This is a genomic window from Mitsuaria sp. BK037, assembly GCF_014193045.1.
Taxonomy (GTDB): Bacteria; Pseudomonadota; Gammaproteobacteria; order Burkholderiales; family Burkholderiaceae_C; genus Roseateles.
The window spans coordinates 2,320,514-2,341,921 of record NZ_JACHYS010000001.1 but is presented as its reverse complement, the minus strand read 5'-3'; the positions used below and the strand labels follow the sequence as shown (position 1 = coordinate 2,341,921).

Below are 21,408 nucleotides of genomic sequence, written 5' to 3'. Positions count from 1 at the left end.
TGGCGCTCCCTCGGTCCTCAGACCTCGACCCGCATCGGCGTGAACAGCGTCTGCGGCAGGTCGACCCCGCGCGCGCAGAGCCGGTCCCAGCAGCGCGGGCGCACGCCGGTGGCGCTGAAGTAGCCCTGCACCGCGCCGTTGGATGCCACGCCGGTCTGCTTGAACGAGAAGATCTCCTGCAGGGTGACGGTGTCGCCCTCCATGCCGGTGACCTCCTGGATGCTGGTCAGCTTGCGGGTGCCGTCGGACAGGCGGTTGGCCTGCACGATCACGCCGATGGCCGAGGCGATCTGCGCCCGCGCCGCCTTGGCCGGCAGGTCCACGCCGGCCATCGCGATCATGCTTTCGAGCCGCGCCAGCGCGTCGCGCGGCGTGTTGGCATGCACCGTCGTCATCGAGCCCTCGTGGCCGGTGTTCATCGCCTGCAGCATGTCCAGCGCCTCGGCGCCGCGCGTCTCGCCCAGGATGATCCGGTCCGGGCGCATGCGCAGCGCGTTGCGCACCAGCGCGCGCTGCGCCACCTCGCCGCGGCCCTCGATGTTGGGCGGGCGCGTCTCCAGCCGCACCACGTGCGGTTGCTGCAGCTGCAGCTCGGCGGCGTCCTCGATGGTCACGATGCGCTCGCTGTGCGGGATCGCGCCGCTGAGGATGTTGAGCAGCGTCGTCTTGCCCGAGCCCGTGCCGCCCGAGATCAGGATGTTGGCCCGCGCCTGCGACAGCGCCGCCAGGAAACGCGCCATCTCGGCCGACATGGACTTGAACTCGATCAGGTTCTCCGCCTTCAGCGGCACCGCGGCGAAGCGCCGGATCGAGAGGATGGGCCCGTCGATGGCCAGCGGCGGAATGATCGCGTTGACGCGCGAGCCGTCGGGCAGCCGAGCGTCCACCATCGGGCTGGCTTCGTCCACGCGCCGGCCGATGCGCGACACGATCTTGTCGATGATCTTGAGCAGGTGGTCGTCGTCGGCGAAGCGCACGTCGGTGAGCTCCAGCCGGCCGCGTCGCTCGACGTAGACCTGCGCATGCGTGTTGACGAGGATGTCCGACACCGTCGGATCGGCCAGCAGCGGCTCGATCGGGCCGAAGCCCAGCATCTCGTACTGGATGTCGCGCACCAGCGCGCGGCGCTCGGCGGCGTTGAGGACCAGGTTCTCCTCGAACAGCAGCCGCTCCACCATCTGCCGCAGTTCGTCGCGCAGCGCGTCCGCGCCCAGGCCGTCCATCGCCTCCAGGTCCAGGCGGCCCAGCAGCAGCTGGTGGATGCGGAACTTGGTCGCCTGGTAGGCCTGCGTGGGCGCGCCGGCGATGTCCTCGGGCGCGCCGTCGGCGGGCACGAAACCCGGCACCGCGGCCCCCAGCCGCTCGCGCAGCGTCATGGTCATGTCCTTCATGCGGATGCTCCCCGGAACAGGCCCGACAGCCAGCGCCGCTGCGGCACCGGCGCCTCGGGCGCGACGCCGGCGGCCAGCTCGCGCAGGGCCCGCGCGATGCTGCTGGCCGGCGCGATGGTGTCGACCGGCACGCCCTGGTTGACCGCCGCGGCGACGGCCTCGTAATGGTTGGGCAGCGTGATCGGCGCGTCGACCGCCAGCGTGCGGCACAGGTCGTCGAGGCTGAACTGGCTGTCCTTCTGGTAGCGGTTGACGATCCAGCGGACCTTGTCGGCCGGATAGTCCAGCGAGCGGAACACCTCGCGCAGCCGCTTGCCGTCGCGGATGAAGGGCAGCGTCAGCTGCAGCACCGCGAAGAGCCGGTCGGCCTCGTCCAGCACCGCCAGCGTCGCCGCGCTCAGCGAGCGGCCCACGTCCACGACGACGAAATCGAAGCCTTCACGCGCCTGGCGCAGGATGGCCTGCACCTGCGCGGGCGTGACGTCGGCGGCGTGCGCCGGATCCTCCGGCGCCGCCAGCACCCACAGGCCGGGGCCGGCCTCGGTCATCGCGGACTGCAGCAGGTCCGCGTCCAGGCGGCCGATGTTGCGCGCCACGTCGGCGACGTGGCTGGGCGGGGTCTGGTTGCCCAGGAACAGCGCGGCGTCGCCGAACTGCAGGTTCATGTCGATCAGCGCCACGCGCCGCCGGCCGCCGGCGGCCAGCAGGTGCGCCAGGTTGGCCGCGACGAAGGTCGCGCCGCTGCCGCCCTTGCACGACACCAGCGCGAGCAGCTCGCCATGGCGGGGCGGCGCGGCGGCCGCGGCGGCGCCGGCGCCACGCTTGCGCTGCAGCCGCCGCAGCGCGGCCAGCACCGCGTCGCCGGAGGCCGGGGCGGGCAGCACCTCGCGCACGCCGGCGCGCATCGCGCGCATCAGGAAGTCGGGCGAGAGCTCGGGCGCCACCAGCACCACGTCCACTTCCGGATGCGCCATGGCCAGCCGCTCCAGCGCGAGGAAGTCCTCGGCGCTGCCGCTCTCGGCCAGCAGCAGGTCGGGCCGGCTGCCGTTGACGATGGCGTTGACCTCGCGCAGCGGCCGCTCCAGCGCGGCCACCGCGAAGGCCGGCTCCGCGCGCAGCGCCTCGGTCCAGGCGAAGGCGTGGGCCGTGTCGGGCGTGACGATCTTGACTTTCACTGGCACACCTCGTTGGCGGCGCTGTTCATGTACTCCTTGCGCAGCGTGGTCGCGAACGCCGGCAAGGTCAGGGTCATCGGCACGAAGGGGATCATGGCGCGGTGCGAATAGCCGGTCAGCGCGACCTGCACCGCCTTGCAGTCCGCCGGCGTGCAGGTGTTGGCCGCGGCCGGCGGGTTCAGGTAGGTCACGCGGATGTTGGCGGTGGTCAGCGTCGGCAGCCGCGAGATCATGCGGGTCTTGATGTGGCTGTCGTTCATGTCGCAGACCACGGCCAGGCGCGCGCCGTAGCGCGTGGCCTCGACGGCCGCGTTCCAGGTCCACAGCAGCCGGCCCATCTCGATCACGCCCAGCACCAGCGTGCTCAGCAGGCCGCAGACCAGCGCGAACTCGACCGCCGCCGCGCCGCGCTGGCGCCGGCGCGCGAAGGCCACCGCCATGGCGCGCGGCATGGCGGTCGACGGGGTGCGGGAAGCGGGGTTCATAGCTGGGCCCTCATCGTCACCGCGATGGTGTTGAAGTTCATGTCGGGGACGACGAAGCGCACCACCGACCGGTAGGGATAGTTCTGGATGCTGGCCGTGACCAGGTTGACGGTGCCGCTGCCGGTCAGCTGGTTGGCGTGCGTGGACGGGCACAGCGTGGCGTCGCAGATCGTCACCATGCCGGTCGTCAGGCCGGGCGCGAGCGCGCTGCCGCTGCAGTCGGTGGTGCCGTAGACGGCCAGGCAGCGTGCCTCGGTGGCGATGGTCGCGTCGCCGGGGCCGTGCTGCGACAGGTGGCGCGCGGCGTCGCGCACCGACTTGTCCAGCATGTTGTAGCTGAACACCGCGCGGCCCAGCTCGCTGGCGCCGAAGACCAGCAGCAGCAGGGGCGACATCAGCAGCGCGAGCTCGACCGCGGCGACACCGCGCAAACCGCGCACGTCGCGTACGGTGCGCCGCGCCGGCACGGCCGTCGAGGGAAGCAGGCGGGCAGGGCGGGCGGCGGACATGGCGGCCTCACTGCACCAGCGCCGGGACCATCGGTCCGATGCTGGCGGAATCGCCGGCCACGCCGGAGGAGGCGCAGGGGCTGCCGGTGGCGCTCGACAGGCCGACGTACTCCATCTTCAGCGTGTCGTTCGGGTTGTCGATCGGCTGCAGCATCAGCATGCAGCCCCAGCCCAGCACGGTGGTCGTGTGCGTGCCGCCGGTCAGCGAGGCGCAGTCGATGATGGGCGCCACCACCAGCCGGCGGTCGGCGCCGTACTGCGTGTGCTGCGCCACGGTGGTGGTCGGGTTGTAGGCGTTGCTGATCGCCAGCCCGGTCTCCGCGTTGCCCGCGGCGACGCTGCTGCCGTAGGGCGCGTGCGCGCCGCGCCGGCTCAGGAAGTCCAGGCGCGCGTTGGCGCCGGCGGGCCAGTTGATCGTCGTGTAGGCGTAGCCGGTGAAGTCCGGCGGCGCGTTGGTGACGTTGCTGGACCCCTGGTACAGCCCGAAGCGGGTGTTCCAGGCCTTGGCCGCGGCGTTGCCCATGTTGCCCGGCGCGCCCACCGGCGCGGTGACGTTGAGCGAGCACATGCCGTTGCCGGTCAGCAGCGCCGCCAGTTCGCTCTCGCCGCCGCTGGGCGGGCTGAAGTCGATCCAGTTCCAGTTGCCGCCGCCGTCCTTGAAGCGGCCGCTGACCCAGGTGCCGGGCACCAGGCCGAAGGGGGGCGACGCGCCGGCGCCGGCCGAGCCCGCGCGGCACACGCCCAGCGGCACGGCGCAGTTGCTCTGCGCCGGCGTCAGCGTCGCGGTCGCGATCGCGGCGACCGACTGCGCGCCGAAGCCCATCACCTGCATGAAGTAGGGCGCGAAGCCGCCGCGGTTGAGCGTGCAGCGCACGTACTTGGACGCGGGCGCCGCCGCGCCGGCGGCGCTCCACAGGCTGCCGGCGGCCAGCGAGCTGCCGAAGGCCACGACCACGTCGCCGTCGACCACGCCCGAGCCCTGGAAGCCGACGCGGTTCTGCCGCGCGATCGTGCGGCCCGCCGCCTCGGCGCGCGGGAAGGCGTCGGCCGGGATCGCGGGCGCGCCGATCAGCTCGTAGCTCGCCGCGAGCGCGCAGGCGTCGGCGGTGTTCTGCAGCTCCGTCTTGGCCAGGTACAGGCGCCCGCCGTCGATCGCCAGGCCCAGGAAACCCACCATCACCGCCAGCAGCAGCGCCACCACGATGGCCACCGCGCCGCGCTGGGCGCGACGGCCGTGCTGGCGCTGTCCGCGATGCCGCGCGGCGGCGCCGGCACGGCGCGCCGCCGGAGCCGGCGGGAGGCGTGGGGCGAAGGAGGCGGGCGCGGTCATGGTGATGCTCCGGGGGCGGTGGATCGCGTGGCTCTGCGGTGCTCGATGGGTGTCGATGAGGCTCGGTGCGGCTCGGTGATGGGCGCTGACGGCAGCCCTCAGCGATCCGTCGCGCCCGCGCCGACGCCGATGTTGATGACGTTGCTCGGCGGCGGCGCCTTGTAGCTGTCGACCAGGCGCACGCCCGCTTCGCGGGTGAGCCGGCCGTCGACCCGGGTGCCCTTGGCGGCGTGCCGCGACGGCGCGCCGGGATCGAGGACCTGCTGCGCCATCAGTGCGCGGGTGGCGTCGCCGAACTGCCGGTCGTAGCTCGGCGTCGTCGTCGCGGCGCAGCCGCTCAGCAGCGCGGCCGCGACCAGGAAGACCAGTGAGGCGACGGAGGCGACCGACAGCGTCAGCGCCGCGAGAGGCCCGGCGCCGGTGGCGGCGCGGTCCAGCGCGCGGGCGCGCCGGACCCGCCGGCGGGCGGCGGCGGTCGAGGCCGCGGCGGTGGCGGCGATGACGCGATGCGGACGGGGGAGGACGGGGCGGGTCATGGCTGTTGCTCCTTGTCGAAGCCGCCGCGCGCCGGCGCGGGCCTGGCGGGGGAGGGCGGGGTCATCGCCGGGGTGGCGGCAGGGTCGGCCCGGCCGTCGGCCGGGGCCTGTCCTTCCAGGCGCCCCTGCAGGATCAGCTCGCCGCGCGTGGGCGGCGTGTAGCCGTCGGTGGGCAGCCTGTAGTCCGGCGGCAGCGGCTGCACCAGCCGCGGCGTGATGACGAAGACCAGCTCCGAGCGGTCGGTCTGGAACTGCGTGCTGCGGAACAGCGCGCCCACCACCGGCAGCTCGCCCAGGAAGGGGAAGGCCTTGATGTTGGTCGTCGTGTTGTTCTTGATCAGGCCGCCGATGGCGAAGCTCTGGCCGTCGAGCAACTGGACCGTGGTCTCGGCCTTGCGCGAGGTGAAGGAGGGCAGCACCGAGTTCAGCGCGCCGGCGCTGATCTGCACGCCGGAGGCGTTGAGCTCGGACACCTCCGGCCGCACGCGCAGGTGGATGCGGCCGCCGCCCAGCACCGTCGGCGTGAACTTCACCGAGACGCCGAATTCCTTTTCCTCCAGCGTGACGGTGCTGCCGCCCACGCCGTTGTTCTGCACCACCGGGATCAGGATCTTGCCGCCGGCCAGGAAGCTGCCGGTCTGGCCGCTGATGGCCATCACCGTCGGCTCGGCCAGCACCTTCACCAGGCCGTCGGTCTTCTGCATGTTCAGCGTCGCGCTGGTGGCGCTGCGGCCGGGCACGGTGCCGTAGGTGGTGGTGTAGGTCGGGCGGCCGAAGGCGTCGTAGGTGACGGTGACGTTACCGCCGCTGATCGAGGGCAGCGGCACCCGTCCGCCGACCACCGCGTCCACCGAGCTGTAGGGCACGCCGCTCGGGCCGGTGCCGGTGATCTGCCCCAGCAGGCCGGCCGAGCCGCCGAAGATGCCGCCCAGGAAGCGCACCATCGAGCCGTCGCCCGGCGCGTAGGCGCGCGCGAAGTCGATGCCGAAGGCGTCCAGCAGCGACTTGGAGATCTCCGCGACCTTGACCTCCAGCATCACCTGTTGCGGCGCGCCGACCTGCAGCATGTTGACCACGCGCGCGCCACCGCCCTTGCCGTCGCCGCGCACGAAGGCGGTGGCCAGGTCCACCGCGCGGGTCACCGCCTCGCTGTCCGACACCTCGCCGGAGAGGACGATCGAGTCGAAGGCGGCGCTGACGCGCAGGTTGCGCTCCGCCGGCAGCAGCTGCTGCAGCACGCCCTGCAGCGCGGCGGTGTCCATGCCCACGACGACGTCGAAGGCGGTGCAGGTGCCGGCGCGGTCCAGCATGACCACGTTGGTCGAGCCGATCGCCTTGCCCAGCAGGTAGATCTCGGTGGGGGCGAGCAGCAGCACGTCGACCTCGCCGACGCCGGGGCGCGTGTCCTGTGCGGCCGCGCCGGCCTTGGCGCTGGCCTCGTCCTTCTTCGCATTGGTCTCGACGGGCCGGGCGGCGCGGGCGTTCTCCGGGTTGCCGAGCAGGATGCGCGCGACCGGCTGCGCGGGGCGCAGCACCGTGGACTTGCCCACCGGCACCGTCACCATCGGCGCGGTCTCCACGCGGGTGCACATCGGGGCGCCGGATGGCGCGGCACCGCCGGCGGCCGCGGCCCGGGCCGGCGTGGCGCCCGTGGAAGTGGCCGGCGCCGCGGCGGGCGCGGGCGCGCCACGGACCGGGGCCGCCGGCAGCAGCGCGGCCAGCGCCGCCAGGGTCAACGCGCCGGCGGCGCGTGGCGCCATCGTGGCGAGGGGGTGCGGGTGCGTGGGCATGTTCGGTCTCCTCCTCGGGGCGGTCTCTGTGAGATCTCGGGGTGCGCTCGGGCCGGTCAGAAGCACTCGGTGACCTTGTCCAGGCCGCGGATCAGCTCGACGCAGCCGGCGCGGTGCGAGGCGAGCACCGGGGCCGCGGCCGGCGTGGCCGGCGCCACGCGGCGCGGCGCGGGCTTCGCCGGGGCGGGGACGGGCGCCGGCGGCGGCGCTTCCAGCCGCGCCTGCAGGCCCAGCAGCGCCGCCTTGGTGGCGCCGTTGCCGTTGCCGGCGGACTTCGGATCGGTCTGGTTGCGCAGCACCAGCGACAGGTTGCCGACGCTGCGCGCCAGGTCCAGCAGCTCGGCCTCGTCGGGCGAGACCTCCAGCGTGACCGCGTTGACGACCTTGGGCCGGGTGGTGTCGCGGTCGGCCTCCTGCGCGACGGCCAGCACCAGGATGCGCTCCAGCACGATCTTGGAGATCGAGTGGTCGCGGTCGTTGCGCGCGCCGCCCTCGTCCTGCGTGTTCACCATCACGTCCACGTAGGTGCCCGGCAGCGCGAAGCCGGCGACGCCGACGACGTCGTTGACCCGCACCGTCATCGCGCGCTTGCCGGTGGGCACGACCGCGGACAGGCCGCCCTTGGTGCCGACCGGCGCCAGCCGCGCCTCGGTCAGCGGTTCGCCGCGCTGCATCGCCACCAGCACGACCCGGCCCTCGAGCGCGGCCGGATCCTCGAAGGCGCCGGCCGGCACGCTGCCCTGCGGCCAGTCGGCCATGCGCACCATCTCGCGGGAGATGCGGCCGCCCAGCTCGATGTCGGCGTTGGCGATCGCGATGCGCCCCTGGTTGCCGTTCTGGCCCTGCATCCAGCGCGCGGCCATGACGACCGCGGCCAGACCGGCGATCGCGGCGATGAAGAGCATCAACAGGCCTCGGGATCTCATGGCTGCCTCCTGGACGGATCGGCGGTGGCGGAAGCGGCGGCGCCGGCCGCCGGGGCGGCGTCGCCGAAGTGGGTGTGCCAGGCCCAGTCGAGCAGGCCGGCGTCGAGCGAGGGCTCGACCTCGAGATAACGCGCGCGGCTGGCGACGAGCCGCAGCAGGTCGCGCGGATGGCAGGCCAGCAGCGACCGGCCGTGGCGCGGATGCAGCCGCTCGAGCAGGTGCGCGAGGCCGGCGGCGTCGAAGGGCACGCCCTCGTCGGCGCAGGCGTCCTCGAAGATGCGGGCGTAGGCCGGGGCGTCGACGGGACCGACCTCGATCTTGTGGCCGATGCGACGCAGGAAGGCGTCGTCCAGGTCGCGCGGCGACAGGTTGGAGGAGAACACCAGCATCAGCTCGAAGGGCACGGTGAAGCGGGCGCCCTGGCGCAGCGTGAGGTGGTCGTGGCGGCGCTCCATCGGCACGATCCAGCGGTTCATCAGCTCGCGCGGCGTGACGCGCTGGCGGCCGAGGTCGTCGACGATGAACAGGCCGTTGTTGGCCTTCAGGTGCGGCGGCGCCTCGTAGTAGCCGGCGCGCGGGTCGAAGCCCAGGTCCAGCATCTCCAGCGTCAGTTCGCCGCCGCAGGCGACCACGGGGCGCTCGCACAGCATCCAGCGGGCGTCGGCGCGCTGGCGGCTGTCCAGGCCGCCGCGCGTCGCGCTCAGGCCGGGGTCGCTCACCGGCCGGTGGCACAGCGGGTCGAAGACGCGGATCACCTCGTCCTGCACGCTGATCGCGTGCGGCACCGCGACCGGACCGGGCAGCAGCCGCGCCAGGCCGCGCGCGATGTAGGTCTTGCCCGAGCCGGCCGGGCCGTGCAGCAGCATCGGCCGGGCCGCGTTCATCGCGGTGCCCAGCCGGTCGACGAGCTCGTCGGCGAGCACCACGCCGGCGAAGGCCGCGCGCGCGCCGCGCAGCGTCACCGGATGCCGGTCGGCGGCCTGGGCCCGCACGCGTGCCGCGTAGGCTTCGGCCGGCACCGGCGCCGGGCCGAGGTAGGCGCTGCGCGAGAACGCATCCAGCGCGCGCGCCCGCCCGGCGAGCGTCAGCTCGAACTCGACGTCCGCTTCGTTCTGGCCGCGGCGCGTGACCTCGAGCAGGCCGTCGCGGCGCATCGCCTGGCAGAGCGTGTCCACGAGCGCGCCGCCCAGGCATAGGCGCGTGCCGAGCTCGACCAGGCGCCCGGTGCCGCCCTGCAGCAGCGTCTTGGCCAGCAGGTCCGTGAGGAAGCCGGTGGACAGGCCGGTGTCCTCGAGGGTCTGCGGCGCGGCGGGCAGGCTGCCGGCGCTGGCCGCGCTACGGGGCGCCGGCGCGTGGGGGAACTGGAGGAGGTGCATGGGGACCGTCCCGTCCTAGATCAGCGGTGGCGCGACCAGCGCGGCGGCGGTGCCCATCGCGATCGCGACGGCGTAGGGCAGTCGCGCGGCGGTGCGCGCCAGCGGGGTGGGGTTCGGCATGCCGCGCGGGTGTTCAGCGAGGTGGGCGCGCAGGTTGGCCATCACCCGGGTGAGCACGCTCGCGTCGCGCAGCATGAAGAGCGAGAGCAGGCCGCCGGCCAGCAGCGTGTAGACGAACGCGGTGGTCACCGCGCTCGCGCCGAGGAAGGCGCCGACGACGGCGACCAGCTTGACGTCCGCGCCGCCGGTGGCGCGCAGCAGGTACATCGGCAGCATCAGCGCCAGGCCGGTGAGGGCGCCGGCCAGCGGCGACCACCAGCGCGCGCCGGCCAATGCAGGGAGACCGGCCGCCGTGGCCGCGGCATGCAGGCCCAGCGCCAGCGCGGCGCCCATGGCCAGCCAGCGGTTGCCCACCCGGCGCGTGCGCAGGTCGCTGCGCGCCGCCCCGCTCAGCACGAGGGCGAGCGCGGCCAGCGATGCAAACAGCAGCGGGGTGGGCACCGGGGACGACATGGCGGCGGTCCGGTCAGAGCGCGGCGGTGATGGCCGCGGAGATGGCCGTGAAGACGGCCTCGAGCTTGGACCCGACGATGGTCACGGACGCGATGATGAAGACGGCGATCAGCGCGGCGATCAGGCCGTACTCGATCGCGGTGACGGCCTTGTCGTCGCGGGCCAGGGCATCCAGGCGGTGCAGCAGGTTCATGGTGGTTCTCCTCGGGGGGGGAGGTCAGGGGCGGTGGTGGTCGATCGCGAGGGGCGCGGCCGGCATGGGCCGGCGCGGCCGCGCCGTCGCGGTCACAGCGCGGTGGTCAGCGCGGTCGAGATGGCGGTGAACACGGCCGCGAGCTTGGAGCCGACGATCGTGACCGACGCGATGATGAAGACCGCGATCAAGGCCGCGATCAGGCCGTACTCGATCGCGGTGACGGCCTCGTCGTCCTGGCCGAACTGCTTCAGGGCCCGGGTGGCCTTGGCGATGGGGAGGAGTTGCATGATGAAGTTCCTTCAAGTGGGGAGGAAAGGAGATCCATCGGGGTCGGATCCATACCCTGCCGGCCTGTTGGGGGAGGACGCCGGCCGGCGAGGCGCGTCTTCGTTCCTGTGCGTGTTCATGTCAGAGCGCGGCCACCACGGCCGACGACCAGTACTGGTACAGCGCCGCCAGCGACGAGCCGGTCAGCGTCAGCGCGCCCAGGATCGCCACCGCGATCAGCGCGGCGATCAGGCCGTACTCGATCGCCGTGGCGGCGCGCTGGTCGCGCATCAGCGCGGTGGCGATCGCGGCGGCGGGGATCGGGTGGCGGTGCGTGTCCATGGCGTTCACTCTAGGCATCGCGGTCGCGGCGCGCAGCGGAGGAAGGCGCCATCGCGCGGGGGGAGCTTGACCCTTGGCGGGGGGGAGTTTTGTCCTGGTCCGCGGCACCGGCGGACGCACCGTCGGCGGGCGAGCCGAAGGCGCTGAGCGGTGCCGCGCCGGGGCGGCCGAGCCCGCCCAGCCGCACCAGCGTGCCGAGCAGCTCGGCGGCCGGCAGGTGCTTGGCGAGGAAGGCCTGCGCGCCCAGGCGCAGTGCGCGGTCGCGCGTGGCGTTGTCGTCGTGACAGGTCAGCACCAGCACGCGGGACCGCGTCAGCAGCTGCGGTAGCAGCGCCAGGCCGTCCTCGCCATTGAGGTCGACATCGACGACGACGACGTCGGGATGCAGCTGCCGCGCGGCGAGCAGCGCCTGCTCCCCGGTGGCCACCGCGCCCAGGCAGCGCAGCGTGCGCGGCGAGCAGGCGATGAGCCGCGAGAGGCCGTCGCGCACCGCCTGCTGGTCGTCGACCAGCAGGACGCCGAACGGGCTGGGCGGGGCCGGGACGACGGGGACGGTGGGCAGGGGGCTCATGGGAAGAATGCTAGGCAGCGGGCGCGTCGGGCGCGCGGGAGCTTGCGGGCGGGCGAGGGGGGAGATTCCTCCTTGGCGCGCGGCGCGGCGCGGCTCAGTAGACGAAGGGGATCAGGCGCCACGGCACGCGGCGGCGGTAGGCGCGGTAGCCGGTTTGCGCGTCGTCGAGCACCGCTTCCTCGCGCCGCATGCGCACGACCTGCGCCACGTACAGCAGGGCCAGCACCGCGGCGTTGCGGGGCGAGGCATTGACGAGCAGGAAGCCGGCGTGGCCGATCAGGTAACCCAGGTAGATGGGATGACGCACCACCCGGTAGGGGCCGCGCACGACCAGGCCGCGCTGCGCCGGCAGCAGGCCGAAGGAGCGCCCCAGCGCGACCTTGGCCGAGAACTGCCACAGCAGGCCGGCGAGCTGGAGCGAGGCGCCCACCCATTCGGGCGCGTGGGCCTGCGTGCCGCTGGGCGTGAGCAGCGCGACGAAGCCGGTCGCGTAGAGCGTGGCGACGATCGCGGGCAGCGACAGGTCGCGGCGCTCGGCGCGTCGCGCCAGCAGCACCAGCGCCAGCGTGTAGCTCTCGGAGACGATGAGCAGCAGCAGCGTGCCGCGCGACGGGTCCTGCCACCAGGCGTAGCCCCAGCGGGCCAGCACGAAGGCCAGCGCCAGCAGCGCGAAGCTGCGCAGCAGCCATTCGGTGAGGCGGCCCTCGATGTTCAACGGCTGGGTCATGGCGGACTCCCTGTCTGGTCATGGATCGGCGTGTCCCCGCGACGGCCGGGGCGAGGAGGCAGGGCCCGGTGCGGCGGCGGGGCCGGATGCGGCATCGCGGCGATGGCCAGCAGCGCGATGGCCACGCCGGCCAGGACGTCGACGAGGTAATGGCCGCCCAGCACCGGCGTCGCGGCCAGCATCAGCGCGTTCAGCGCGATCGCCGGCGCGGCCCAGCGCGTGCGCCACAGCGCATGCGCCAGCAGCACCGCCATGGCCGCGTGCAGCGAGGGCATCGAGATCAGGCCCTGCATCGACGCCAGCGCCAGCGTGCGCAGGCGGCCGTCGCGCAGCGCCTCGAAGTGCCATTGGTCGGCCGACGCGGCCAGGCCGAGCTCGGGCCCGAAATGCTTGAACGCGCCCGCCGCCGGGATCGGTGCCGACAGCAGGATCACCGCCAGCGTCACCGCGACGTAGCGGCCCATGAAGCCGCGCAGCCGGTCGCCGTGACCGCCCAGGCCGAGGATCAGCACGACCGCCAGGATCTGCGGCAGCCCGCTGTCGTAGGCCGCCTGCAGCGCGCCGCCCATCCAGGCGGGCAACGCGGCCTGGCGCGCGCGCAGCACGCGCCAGTCCAGCCCGATCGCCGCGTCCCAGGCCACCAGCCGGGCATCGGTGAGCGGTGGTGCCAGGGCGATCAGCAGGTAGCTGAGGCAGGCCGCGGCGGCCTGGAACACGAGCAGCAGCAGCGCGCAGCGCAGCGTGACGGCAATGCGCGCGTCATGCCGGTAGCGCGGCAGCAGCAGCGGCGTGCCCAGCGAGGCCAAGGCCAGGGCCAGCACCGCGAGGTCGCGGCCGGCCAGGTGCCAGTCGCCGAGGACGATGCCGATCGCGTCGGCGGCGAGGGTCAGCGCCGTGAGCAGCGCGGCCAGGCGCAGCGGCTCGGCCAGGGGCGCGGCGGCGAACGGATCGTTGGCCGCCTGGCGGCGCAGCGTGGCGCGGGGCACGACCCGGCCGGACGGGCCGCGGGCGAGGGGGCCCGGAGACGGGCGGGGAAGGTGCGGCATGGCGGCCTCGGGACGCTGCGCGGGAGTGGGGAGACCATGGTCCGTTCCCGTGCCCGCGCGCGCCAGGGAGGCGCCGAGCCGGCCGCCTAGGACAATGCTCCCCCCGCCGCCCGGGCGGGTTCGCGGTCCAGGCCGTGCGCGGTCCCGTAGACGTGCAGCTCCAGCCGCCCGCGCACGCCCAGCTTGGCGTAGATCGTGGTGAGGTGGTTGCGCAGGGTGTGCTCGCTCATGCGCAGCGTGTCGGCCACCGACAGCAGCTTCGCGCCGGCCTGGCGCAGCAGCACGCCGATGATGTCGCGCTCGCGCGGCGTCAGGCTGGCGATGCGCTCGGCCTCGGGGTCGCGCGGCGCCGCCGCCCGCGGCGCGCCGTCGGTGAGCAGTCCCAGCACCTCGCCCATCAGCGCGCGATGCAGCCAGACCTGACCCTCGCTGACGCACTCGATCGCGCGCAGGATGGTCGCCGCCGGCGCGGACTTGTGCACCACGCCGCGCGCGCCGCGCATCACCGCGCCGCGGTGCAGGGCCGCGTCGTCGGCGCCGGTCAGCACCAGCACCTGCGCGTTGCCGCGCTGGCGCAGCGCGTCCATGGCCGCGGCCGCGTCCTGCCCGCCCAGGTCCAGGTCGAGCAGCAGCAGGTCGGCGCCAGGCAGGCCGTCGTGGCACAGCAGCTCGTCCAGCGTCGAGGCGCAGCCGACCATCTCCATGCGGGGCCGCGAGGCCTCGATGAGCTGGTTCAGCCCCCAGAGGGTGATCTGGTGGTCCTCGGCGACGAAGACCCGGATGGGGCGGGTCGCCAGGCCGGGGAGTGGGACGGTCACGGTCATCGGCGTTCTCCTTGTGAGGCTGTCGGACGCCGTCCTCCCCGGCGTCCGGAAAGCGGGGTCAGGTCGGGATCCGGAACAGCAGCTCGGTGTCGAGCCCGTCCCGGCGCGAGATCGTCAGCGAGCCGCCGAGTTCGGCGACGCGCTCATGCAGCGAATGCGGATGGAAGGCCGGCGCGGCGCGGCCGGTGACCGAGCCGCTGTCGTCGACGACGCGCAGCGTCACCGCACCGTCCTCGCCGTGCAGCGCGATGCGCACATGCCGGGCCTGCGTGTGCTTGCGCACGTTGTTCAGGGTCTCGTTGAGCAGGTGGAACAGCGCGCCGGCCAGGGCGCGCGAGCTGGGCAGCGACTCGGGGCACTCGACCTCGACCTCGATGCCGAACAGCAGCGCGAAGCGTCGCGCCTGGCGCCGCACGGCCGGCACCAGCGCGTTGTCGCCGCCGCGCGCGCCGGTGCGCAGGCCCGAGATCAGCTCGCGCAGCGAGGCCACTTCGGCATTGACCAGCTCGGCCAGCGCGTCGACCTCGGCCCGCGCCGGGTTCTCGGCCGGGATGCGCATCGCGACGCACTCGACCGCGTACTTGAGGCCCAGGTAGGGCTGGATGGCGCTGTCGTGCAGGTCGCGCCCGATGCGCACGCGCTCGTGCGAGGCGCTCTCGTCCTGCAGCTGGTCCACCAGCGCGGCCTGCTCGATGACGCGCAGCAGCTCGGGCATCGCGTCGATCAGCGCGCGCAGGTCCTGGCGGTGGGCGCGCAGGCCCTGGTAGCCGATCACGATGTGGCCATGCTGGCGGTCGTAGCGCGTCAGCGGCGCGATGTGCAGGCCGGCGACGTCCAGCAGGCGGGCCAGTTCCTCCAGCGGTGCGACCAGGGTGCGCGGCGCGCGCGCGCCGGCGTGGACGCGGATGCGGGCGCGCGGATCCCACCAGCGCCGGGAGGTGAAGCTCAGCGCCTGCGTGCCGGTCTGCGCGAGCAGGCGCTCCAGCGCCTGGTGGACCTCGGGCCGGGCGCGGAAGCCGCCGTCCTCGCGGCTGGCGATCGCCGCCGGCGCGCCGATGCGGCTGGGCAGCACCAGCGCGAGCACGTCCGCCTGCGTGCCGTGGCGCAGGCGCTCGACCAGCTCGGCGCACAGCGGCTCCAGGCCGCGTCGGGGATCGAGGCCCGCTTCGATCTCGTCGATCAGCGCGATGCGGCGGTGCAGCGCGCGCATCGGGCGGGCCAGCAGCGCGGCGGCCGGGATCAGCACCAGCAGCAGGTATTGCGCGGCGCCGCCCAGGCGCTCGGCGGTCGGCAGCGGCGCGCGTCCGACGTCGGGATCGACCGCGATCGCCAGCGTGGCCACCGCGGCCAGCAGCAGGCCGTGGCCGACGCCGTAGCCGATGCTGGCCAGCACCACCGGATGGACCAGCGCCAGCATCAGCATCATGTTGCCCACGCTGAAGTGCCACATCATGGCGCAGGCCCAGGCCACGTCCAGCCAGTAGGCGGCCAGGCCCGGCACGAGTGGACGCTCGCGGGCGTCCGACCACATCAGCACGCCGGCCCAGGCGATGTAGACCAGCATCGTGAAGCCCGCGTCCAGGTCGATCGCCGGCTTGCTGGAGATCAGCAGCATGCTGCACATCAGCGCCGTGACCACCCGCAGGCCGGCGGAGAAGCGGCGCATTTCCGCCGACGGTCCGGCGACCGGCCGGGACGCACCCGGGGCAATGGCCGGCGCCCCGGCGGCGGGAGGCGGCGTGTCGGTGCCTCCCATGCCGCGGGCGCCGGAGGGCCCGGCGATCCCGGCCGTTCCGGCCGGGTCCAACGACTCGCGCATCATTGTTGTGATCCTCGGGCACTGCCGTGGTGGGCGGCGTGCCTGGAGGCAAGTCTGACATCGCTCGCGTACGCCGTACCCCCCGGGAACAGGGGCCCGGCGGGCGCGATCCGTCAAGGATGCGACGTTTTTCCGCATGGCGACGGGCGTTGCGGCCGATCGCGATGCCGGTGCGAGCGAGTCGCCGCACCGGCCGCCAAGGCTGCGACAATCCGCGCCATTCCCGATGGCCGACGGCCGGCGCCTGGCGCCGGCCCCCGTCGCCGCAAGACCCGACCCGACAAGACAAGGACGTCGCCATGAGCGAGAACCCCGTGCTGCCGCTGAACGACCAGAACCTCATCTGGATCGACCTGGAGATGACCGGCCTGTTCCCCGACAAGGACCGCATCATCGAGATCGCCGTGGTGGTCACCGACGCGCAGCTGACGGTGCGCGTCGAGGGCCCGGTCTTCGCCATCCACCAGTCCGACGCCACGCTGGACGGCATGGACGCCTGGAACAAGGGCACGCACGGCAAGAGCGGCCTGATCGACCGCGTCAAGGCGTCGACGATCGCCGAGGCCGATGCCGAGCAGCAGGTCATCGATTTCCTGAAGGCCTACGTGCCGGCCGGCAAGTCGCCGATGTGCGGCAACTCGATCTGCCAGGACCGCCGCTTCCTGGCCAACTACATGCCCAAGCTGGAAGACTTCTTCCACTACCGCAACCTGGACGTGTCCACGCTCAAGGAGCTGGCGCGCCGCTGGAAGCCGTCCGCGATGGAAGGTTTCAAGAAGGCCCAGAAGCACACCGCGCTGGCCGACATCCACGAATCCATCGACGAACTGATCCATTACCGCGAGCAGTTCCTGAAGCTGGACTGAGCGCCGCGACCGGCACTTCGACGCCCCGATGAGGAACGCGCCCGCGCGCGGCTGAGGCTCCGATGGACATCCCGCTCCGCCCCCAGGACCTGTGGGCGGCTTTCGACTTTCCGCGCCATCCGCTGGCACGCGAGGACGGCGAGCGCCTGCGCGGCGCCTTCCTCGTGCCGCCGGCGCAGCGGCTGATCGCGCACGACGCCGAGCGGCTGCGCGCCGTGCTGCGCCTGGCGCATGCCGCGGCGCGGACCGGCGCGTGGGTGCTGGGCGGGCTGCGCTACGAGGCGGCGGGGGCGCTCGATCCGGTGCTGCGCACGCGGCCGGCCGGGGGCGCGCCGCTCGCGGAATTCCATGTCTGGCAGGAGCCGCCCGCGCCGTGGCCGGAGGCGCTCGCCGCGGCGGGCGCCAGACGCGCGCATCCGATGACGGCGTGGCGCGACGCGCAGGCGGATGTCGACGAGCAGGCGCAGGTCGAGCGCATCCGCGCGTACATCCGCGCCGGCGACTGCTATCAGGTCAACCTGACGACGCGGCTGGCGGCGGAGACGGTCGGCGCCGACGAGGCTGACAAAGCCGGCGAAGGCGACGAAGGCGACGAAAGCGACTTCGATCCGGTCCTGCATTTCTTCGCGTTGCACGCGGCGCAGCCGGGCGGCTTCGCGCTGTTCCTGCGCACCGGCGAGGGCGACGACCATCACAGCGTCGCCAGCGTCTCGCCCGAGTTGTTCTTCGACTGGCGTCCCCTGCCCGAGGCGCCGCAGGCCAGCCACACCTGGCTGCTGTCGGCCCAGCCGATGAAGGGCACGGCGCCGCGCGGCCGCGACCGCGCCGGCGACGAGGCCGCGCAGGCCTACCTGCGCACCAGCGCCAAGGAGCGCGCCGAGAACCTCATGATCGTGGACCTGCTGCGCAACGACCTGTCGCGCGTGGCGGTGCCGGGCTCGGTGCGGGTGCCGCGGCTGTTCGAGCTGCACGCGCTGCCCACGGTCTGGCAGATGACCTCGACGATCAGCGCGGTCACCCGCGCCGGCCTCGCGCTGGACGAGGTGATGACGGCGCTGTTCCCCTGCGGCTCGATCACCGGCGCACCCAAGAAGCGAGCGATGGAGGTCATCGACGAGCTCGAGCCCGGCCCGCGCGGCTGGTACTGCGGCGCGCTCGGGCTGCTGCAGCCGGGTGGGGCGGTGACCTTCAACGTGCCGATCCGCACCGTCGAGCAGGCGGGCCGCGCGCTGCGCTGCGGCGTGGGCAGCGGCATCACGCTCGATTCGCGGCCGCGTGACGAGATCGACGAGTGGCGTGCCAAGGCGCGCTTCCTGGCCCGCGCCCGCGCGCCCATCGAGGCGCTGGAGACGATGCGGCTCGAGGCCGGCGAATTCGCGCGCGCGCCGCGGCATCTGGCGCGCATGCAGCGCACAGCGCGTCACTTCGGACTGGCCTGGTCGGCGGACGCCGCGAAGGCGCGGCTGGTCGAGATCGCGCGGCGGCATCCGCATGGGTCCTGGCGCGTGCGGCTCACGCTGGCGCGCGATGGCGTGTTCACCGAGACGGTCCAGGCCTTGCCGGAGGCGCGCGTGGCCCGCGGGCCGGATGGGCCGGATGGGCCGGATGGGCCGGACGGGCCCGGCGAGGGGGACGACGGGTCGACGTCGAGGGAGCCGCTCGTGGTGGCGCTCGCGCGGGGCCCGATCGACACGCGCGGGCCCGACGCCGAATTCATCCAGCACAAGACGACGCGCCGCGAGGTGTACCGGGGCTTCCTTGACGCCAAGCCGGCGGACTGCTTCGACGTGCTGCTGTTCAACCGGGAGGGCGAGCTCACCGAGGGCTGCCTGACCAACCTCGCGCTGCAACGGGCGCCGGACGGGCCGTGGCTGACGCCGCGCGCCGAGGCCGGCCTGCTGCCCGGCACGCTGCGCGAGGAACTGCTGGAGCAAGGCCGGCTGCGCGAGGCGCGGCTGACCTTGCAGGATCTGCGGCGGGCGCATGCGCTCGCCATCTTCAACGGTGTCCGTGGCTGGCGCGAGGCGCGGCTGCGGCACGAGGACCTTCATGACGACGACAACCCAACGCCGCCGCCCGGCGGCGCGCAAGACCCGGGTGGGTGACGAGGCAGCGAGCCTGCCGGTGGCCGAAGCGGTGACCGATGCAGTGACCGATGCGGGCAACGAAGCGGCGACCGAAACGGTCCCGCGGACCGAGGCCGCCGAGCCCGTGACGCCCGCGGCGTCCGCCGAGCCGGCGACGCCGAAGCCGGCGCGCAAGCGCGCCTCCCGCGCGAAGGCGGTGCCCGCCGAGCCGGTGACGACCGAGGCCGCGCCTGAGCTGGCGGCAGCTGCCGAGGCAGCGCCTGAAGCGGCGGCGGAGCCGGCCGCGCCTGCGCCCGCGCCGAAGAAGCGACCGGCCCGCAAACGCGCGACCGCCGCCGAGGTCCATACCGACACCGAAGCTTCGACCGAGCCTGCGGCCCCGACCGAGGCCGCAGCCCCTACCGAGGCCGCAGCCTCCGCCGAGGCCGACGCCTCGACTGAAGTCGAAGCTTCGACTGAAGCCGAAGTCGTGGCCACGGAGAGCGACGAGAGCGCCGCTCCCCGCAAGGGCCGTCGCAAGCCGAAGGTCGAGCCTGCGGTCGAGGCGGCCCCCGCGGTCCCGGCCGAGCCGCCGCGCTTCACGCTCGGCGCGCGCGAGGACGACGGCGTGTTCGGCGACTATGAGCTGCGCGACGGCCTGACCGGCGCGACCTGCCGGCTGCGCCTGCTGGGCCGCCAGACCTGGCGCTGCGATTGCGCCGGCTATCGCGACCAGGGCACCTGCGAGCACGGCGAGCATCTGCTGGCGCTGTTCGATGCCGCCCAGCAGGAGGCGCTCGACGCCGGCTGGCCCGCGCGCGAGGCCGAGGTCTGGCTGGTGCCCGGGCCGCAGCGGCGGCTGCAGTGGGTCTGCGGTCGCGAGGTCCCCGACCGCCTGCGCGAGCAGGACGGCCTGGACGAGCAACTGCGCCGCTCCGCCGAGGGCGGTCATGCCTGGCTGCAGGAACTGCTGAGCGAAGCCCGGTCGCTGGGCGTCGTGCTGCGCGTGGACGCGCCGGTGTGGTCGCAGCTGGCCTGCGGTCGCGACGCCCAGGCGCGGGTGCAGCGGATCGAGGCCGCGATGGCCGACGGCGCGGCGATGCGCGCGCTGCTGCGCGACGAATTGCCGGTCCATGCCTGGGAGGCGGCGCTGTTCGCCGTCTGCGCCGGCCGTGCGCTCGTGGCCGACGACCTCGGACTGGGGCAGCGCGGCGCGGCCATCGCCGCGATCCGGCTGTGGGGCGAGTGCTTCGGCGTGAAGCCCGCCGTCGTCATCGCCCCGGAGGCGGCCCACGCCGCCTGGCGGCGCGACCTGACGCGCTGGCTGGGCGAGGAGGCGAAGTCGGTGACCGTCGCCGCGACGCCACCCGCGAAGCCGCAGGCGGCGCTGCTGGTCGTCGACGGCATTGAATCGGTCGAGCCGGAGCGCCTGACGGCGCTGCGCGCCGTGCCGGCCCCGCAGCTGCTGCTGATCGCGCACCAGGAGCCGCTGGCCGACGCGCGGCTGGTCGAGTGGATCGACTGGCTCGACGACATGCGCCGCGGCCCGCTGGCGCGCCTGCGCGCGCTGCCCGACGACGCCGGCAAGAAGCTCAAGCGCGAGGCGCTCGAATCGGTGCTGCTCTCGCGCCGCAAGCGCGAACTGGCGGACCAGTTGCCTGCCGCGCTGCTGTCGCCGGTGTGGCTCGACGGCGCCGGCGCGAACGGCGCCAGCCTGCCGGCCGCGCCGCTGAAGCAGCTGCGCCAGCTGATCGAGCGCTGGACCGCGCTGCGTTTCCTGTCCAGTGCCGAGCAGCAGCAGTTGCTGGAGGCCCTGTCGCTGCTGCCGCCGGCGTCCCGCCAGGCGCTGGCGGCCAAGGCCGAGGCGGTGCTCGCGCTGCGTCGCGAATGGATCCAGGGCGCCGTGCCGGCGGCCGCGCGGCTGGTGGTCTGCGCGCGCTCGGAGACGCTGCTGGATAGCCTGTCGATGTCGCCCCAGTTGCGGCGCCTGCCGCCGCAGCGCCTGCGTGCCGGCGACGCACCGGCGGCGCGCGCGGCCGCGCTGTCGGCCTGGCGCTCCGCCGAGGCCGGCGTGCTGCTGGCCAGCGACGACGCGCTCGGCAGCCTGCCGGGCGGGGCGCTGGCTGAGGATCGGGTCGCCCTCGTGCATGCCGACCTGCCGTGGCAGCCGGCCGTGCTGGCGCATCGGGTGGAGGCCGTCTGCGGCGACGAGGCCTGCGGTGTGCCGGCGGCGCTGCTGCTGATCGAGGACTCGCTCGACGCCGCCGTGCTGCGCGCGCAGCGCGACGGCGTGAGCTTCCCCGACTGGCTGGACGCCGCGCCGGCCTGGCTGGAGGGCGACCAGCTCGACGCGCTGATGGCCGTGCTGCCGACACTGCTCGAAGGCCTCTGAAACAGCGGCATCAACCAGCGCCGTGGGGCGCTGATCAAATGGTGCTAGGTGAAAACCCGAAAAGTCGCTATACTCTCGGGCTTCACCGTTTCAGACGGTGCTTCGTACGTCTCCTCTGACCTCTTGCAGACCGCTGCGCCGGCCATCCCGACGGATGCCCACGCAGGCTCCGGATCTCCTCCGGAGCGGTTTCCCGCCACG

Annotated in this window: 21 protein-coding genes; 3 read left to right on the top strand and 18 right to left on the bottom strand. The window is 73.9% G+C overall.

Annotation, left to right across the window (positions count from 1 at the left end; all coding sequences use genetic code 11):
* Positions 1 to 17: 17 nt before the first annotated feature.
* From FHT37_RS09685 to FHT37_RS09600, 18 genes are all read right to left on the bottom strand, one after another.
* Positions 18 to 1,391: a CpaF family protein gene (locus tag FHT37_RS09685; protein WP_255488683.1), complete on the bottom strand. Its 1,374-nt coding sequence runs from the start codon at positions 1,389 to 1,391 to the stop codon at positions 18 to 20.
* A complete protein-coding gene (locus FHT37_RS09680) occupies positions 1,388 to 2,566 on the bottom strand; it encodes an AAA family ATPase (RefSeq protein WP_091733055.1) in 1,179 nt (392 codons plus the stop codon). Before FHT37_RS09680 ends, FHT37_RS09685 begins: the two co-directional genes overlap by 4 nt.
* Complete coding sequence (locus FHT37_RS09675) at positions 2,563 to 3,051, bottom strand: TadE family protein (RefSeq protein ID WP_254783561.1); 489 nt, start codon at positions 3,049 to 3,051, stop codon at positions 2,563 to 2,565. Before FHT37_RS09675 ends, FHT37_RS09680 begins: the two co-directional genes overlap by 4 nt.
* The gene (locus FHT37_RS09670; RefSeq protein ID WP_183480476.1) at positions 3,048 to 3,560 is read right to left on the bottom strand and encodes a TadE/TadG family type IV pilus assembly protein; all 513 of its coding nucleotides are present in this window, start codon (positions 3,558 to 3,560) and stop codon (positions 3,048 to 3,050) included. Before FHT37_RS09670 ends, FHT37_RS09675 begins: the two co-directional genes overlap by 4 nt.
* A gap of 7 nt (positions 3,561 to 3,567) precedes the next feature.
* Complete coding sequence (locus tag FHT37_RS09665) at positions 3,568 to 4,890, bottom strand: pilus assembly protein TadG-related protein (RefSeq protein ID WP_183480474.1); 1,323 nt, start codon at positions 4,888 to 4,890, stop codon at positions 3,568 to 3,570.
* Positions 4,891 to 4,988: 98 nt separating this feature from the next.
* Positions 4,989 to 5,426 carry a hypothetical protein gene (locus tag FHT37_RS09660; RefSeq protein ID WP_255489531.1) on the bottom strand — a complete coding sequence of 146 codons (438 nt, stop codon included), beginning with the start codon at positions 5,424 to 5,426 and terminating at the stop codon, positions 4,989 to 4,991.
* Complete coding sequence (locus FHT37_RS09655) at positions 5,423 to 7,216, bottom strand: type II and III secretion system protein family protein (RefSeq protein ID WP_255489530.1); 1,794 nt, start codon at positions 7,214 to 7,216, stop codon at positions 5,423 to 5,425. Before FHT37_RS09655 ends, FHT37_RS09660 begins: the two co-directional genes overlap by 4 nt.
* Before the next feature lie 56 nt (positions 7,217 to 7,272).
* Positions 7,273 to 8,142 carry a Flp pilus assembly protein CpaB gene (gene cpaB / locus FHT37_RS09650; RefSeq protein ID WP_183480472.1) on the bottom strand — a complete coding sequence of 290 codons (870 nt, stop codon included), beginning with the start codon at positions 8,140 to 8,142 and terminating at the stop codon, positions 7,273 to 7,275.
* Positions 8,139 to 9,518: an ATP-binding protein gene (locus FHT37_RS09645; RefSeq protein WP_183480470.1), complete on the bottom strand. Its 1,380-nt coding sequence runs from the start codon at positions 9,516 to 9,518 to the stop codon at positions 8,139 to 8,141. The genes cpaB and FHT37_RS09645 overlap by 4 nt, the downstream gene beginning before the upstream one ends.
* 15 nt (positions 9,519 to 9,533) lie before the next feature.
* Positions 9,534 to 10,091, bottom strand: coding sequence for a prepilin peptidase (locus tag FHT37_RS09640; RefSeq protein WP_183480468.1), 558 nt, complete (start codon positions 10,089 to 10,091; stop codon positions 9,534 to 9,536).
* 13 nt (positions 10,092 to 10,104) lie between these two features.
* Positions 10,105 to 10,284, bottom strand: coding sequence for a Flp family type IVb pilin (locus FHT37_RS09635; protein ID WP_183480466.1), 180 nt, complete (start codon positions 10,282 to 10,284; stop codon positions 10,105 to 10,107).
* 92 nt (positions 10,285 to 10,376) lie between these two features.
* Entirely contained in the window at positions 10,377 to 10,574 is a 198-nt protein-coding gene (locus tag FHT37_RS09630; RefSeq protein ID WP_091733084.1) for a Flp family type IVb pilin, read from the bottom strand.
* Between the two features lie 121 nt (positions 10,575 to 10,695).
* Complete coding sequence (locus FHT37_RS09625) at positions 10,696 to 10,896, bottom strand: Flp family type IVb pilin (protein ID WP_183480464.1); 201 nt, start codon at positions 10,894 to 10,896, stop codon at positions 10,696 to 10,698.
* A 10-nt stretch (positions 10,897 to 10,906) separates the two neighbouring features.
* Positions 10,907 to 11,467 (bottom strand): response regulator transcription factor, encoded by a 561-nt coding sequence (locus tag FHT37_RS09620; protein ID WP_091733087.1) that lies wholly within the window; start codon positions 11,465 to 11,467, stop codon positions 10,907 to 10,909.
* Between the two features lie 94 nt (positions 11,468 to 11,561).
* Positions 11,562 to 12,194, bottom strand: coding sequence for an isoprenylcysteine carboxylmethyltransferase family protein (locus tag FHT37_RS09615; RefSeq protein WP_183480462.1), 633 nt, complete (start codon positions 12,192 to 12,194; stop codon positions 11,562 to 11,564).
* A complete protein-coding gene (locus tag FHT37_RS09610) occupies positions 12,191 to 13,240 on the bottom strand; it encodes a phosphatase PAP2 family protein (RefSeq protein ID WP_091733096.1) in 1,050 nt (349 codons plus the stop codon). The genes FHT37_RS09615 and FHT37_RS09610 overlap by 4 nt, the downstream gene beginning before the upstream one ends.
* Before the next feature lie 86 nt (positions 13,241 to 13,326).
* Positions 13,327 to 14,064: a response regulator transcription factor gene (locus FHT37_RS09605; protein ID WP_091733099.1), complete on the bottom strand. Its 738-nt coding sequence runs from the start codon at positions 14,062 to 14,064 to the stop codon at positions 13,327 to 13,329.
* A 58-nt stretch (positions 14,065 to 14,122) separates the two neighbouring features.
* Complete coding sequence (locus FHT37_RS09600; RefSeq protein WP_183480460.1) at positions 14,123 to 15,730, bottom strand: sensor histidine kinase; 1,608 nt, start codon at positions 15,728 to 15,730, stop codon at positions 14,123 to 14,125.
* Between the two features lie 452 nt (positions 15,731 to 16,182).
* Between FHT37_RS09600 and orn the strand changes: the two genes are divergently transcribed.
* The 3 genes from orn (at position 16,183) to FHT37_RS09585 (ending at position 21,207) form a co-directional block, all read left to right on the top strand.
* Positions 16,183 to 16,749 (top strand): oligoribonuclease, encoded by a 567-nt coding sequence (orn, locus tag FHT37_RS09595; RefSeq protein WP_091733105.1) that lies wholly within the window; start codon positions 16,183 to 16,185, stop codon positions 16,747 to 16,749.
* Between the two features lie 62 nt (positions 16,750 to 16,811).
* Complete coding sequence (locus FHT37_RS09590) at positions 16,812 to 18,854, top strand: chorismate-binding protein (protein WP_183480458.1); 2,043 nt, start codon at positions 16,812 to 16,814, stop codon at positions 18,852 to 18,854.
* Complete coding sequence (locus FHT37_RS09585; RefSeq protein ID WP_183480456.1) at positions 18,799 to 21,207, top strand: hypothetical protein; 2,409 nt, start codon at positions 18,799 to 18,801, stop codon at positions 21,205 to 21,207. Before FHT37_RS09590 ends, FHT37_RS09585 begins: the two co-directional genes overlap by 56 nt.
* The last annotated feature ends 201 nt before the right edge of the window (positions 21,208 to 21,408 follow it).

Coding starts and splice junctions, on each gene's coding strand:
- FHT37_RS09630 (WP_091733084.1), bottom strand. CDS start 10,574: ATGCAACTCCTCCCCATCGCCAAGGCCACCCGGGCCCTGAAGCAGTTC.
- FHT37_RS09615 (WP_183480462.1), bottom strand. CDS start 12,194: ATGACCCAGCCGTTGAACATCGAGGGCCGCCTCACCGAATGGCTGCTG.
- FHT37_RS09585 (WP_183480456.1), top strand. CDS start 18,799: ATGACGACGACAACCCAACGCCGCCGCCCGGCGGCGCGCAAGACCCGG.
- FHT37_RS09620 (WP_091733087.1), bottom strand. CDS start 11,467: ATGAGCCCCCTGCCCACCGTCCCCGTCGTCCCGGCCCCGCCCAGCCCG.
- FHT37_RS09600 (WP_183480460.1), bottom strand. CDS start 15,730: ATGCGCCGCTTCTCCGCCGGCCTGCGGGTGGTCACGGCGCTGATGTGC.
- FHT37_RS09640 (WP_183480468.1), bottom strand. CDS start 10,091: ATGTCGTCCCCGGTGCCCACCCCGCTGCTGTTTGCATCGCTGGCCGCG.
- FHT37_RS09665 (WP_183480474.1), bottom strand. CDS start 4,890: ATGACCGCGCCCGCCTCCTTCGCCCCACGCCTCCCGCCGGCTCCGGCG.
- orn (WP_091733105.1), top strand. CDS start 16,183: ATGAGCGAGAACCCCGTGCTGCCGCTGAACGACCAGAACCTCATCTGG.
- FHT37_RS09590 (WP_183480458.1), top strand. CDS start 16,812: ATGGACATCCCGCTCCGCCCCCAGGACCTGTGGGCGGCTTTCGACTTT.
- FHT37_RS09645 (WP_183480470.1), bottom strand. CDS start 9,518: ATGCACCTCCTCCAGTTCCCCCACGCGCCGGCGCCCCGTAGCGCGGCC.
- FHT37_RS09675 (WP_254783561.1), bottom strand. CDS start 3,051: ATGAACCCCGCTTCCCGCACCCCGTCGACCGCCATGCCGCGCGCCATG.
- FHT37_RS09610 (WP_091733096.1), bottom strand. CDS start 13,240: ATGCCGCACCTTCCCCGCCCGTCTCCGGGCCCCCTCGCCCGCGGCCCG.
- cpaB (WP_183480472.1), bottom strand. CDS start 8,142: ATGAGATCCCGAGGCCTGTTGATGCTCTTCATCGCCGCGATCGCCGGT.
- FHT37_RS09685 (WP_255488683.1), bottom strand. CDS start 1,391: ATGAAGGACATGACCATGACGCTGCGCGAGCGGCTGGGGGCCGCGGTG.
- FHT37_RS09660 (WP_255489531.1), bottom strand. CDS start 5,426: ATGACCCGCCCCGTCCTCCCCCGTCCGCATCGCGTCATCGCCGCCACC.
- FHT37_RS09635 (WP_183480466.1), bottom strand. CDS start 10,284: ATGAACCTGCTGCACCGCCTGGATGCCCTGGCCCGCGACGACAAGGCC.
- FHT37_RS09605 (WP_091733099.1), bottom strand. CDS start 14,064: ATGACCGTGACCGTCCCACTCCCCGGCCTGGCGACCCGCCCCATCCGG.
- FHT37_RS09625 (WP_183480464.1), bottom strand. CDS start 10,896: ATGGACACGCACCGCCACCCGATCCCCGCCGCCGCGATCGCCACCGCG.
- FHT37_RS09670 (WP_183480476.1), bottom strand. CDS start 3,560: ATGTCCGCCGCCCGCCCTGCCCGCCTGCTTCCCTCGACGGCCGTGCCG.
- FHT37_RS09655 (WP_255489530.1), bottom strand. CDS start 7,216: ATGCCCACGCACCCGCACCCCCTCGCCACGATGGCGCCACGCGCCGCC.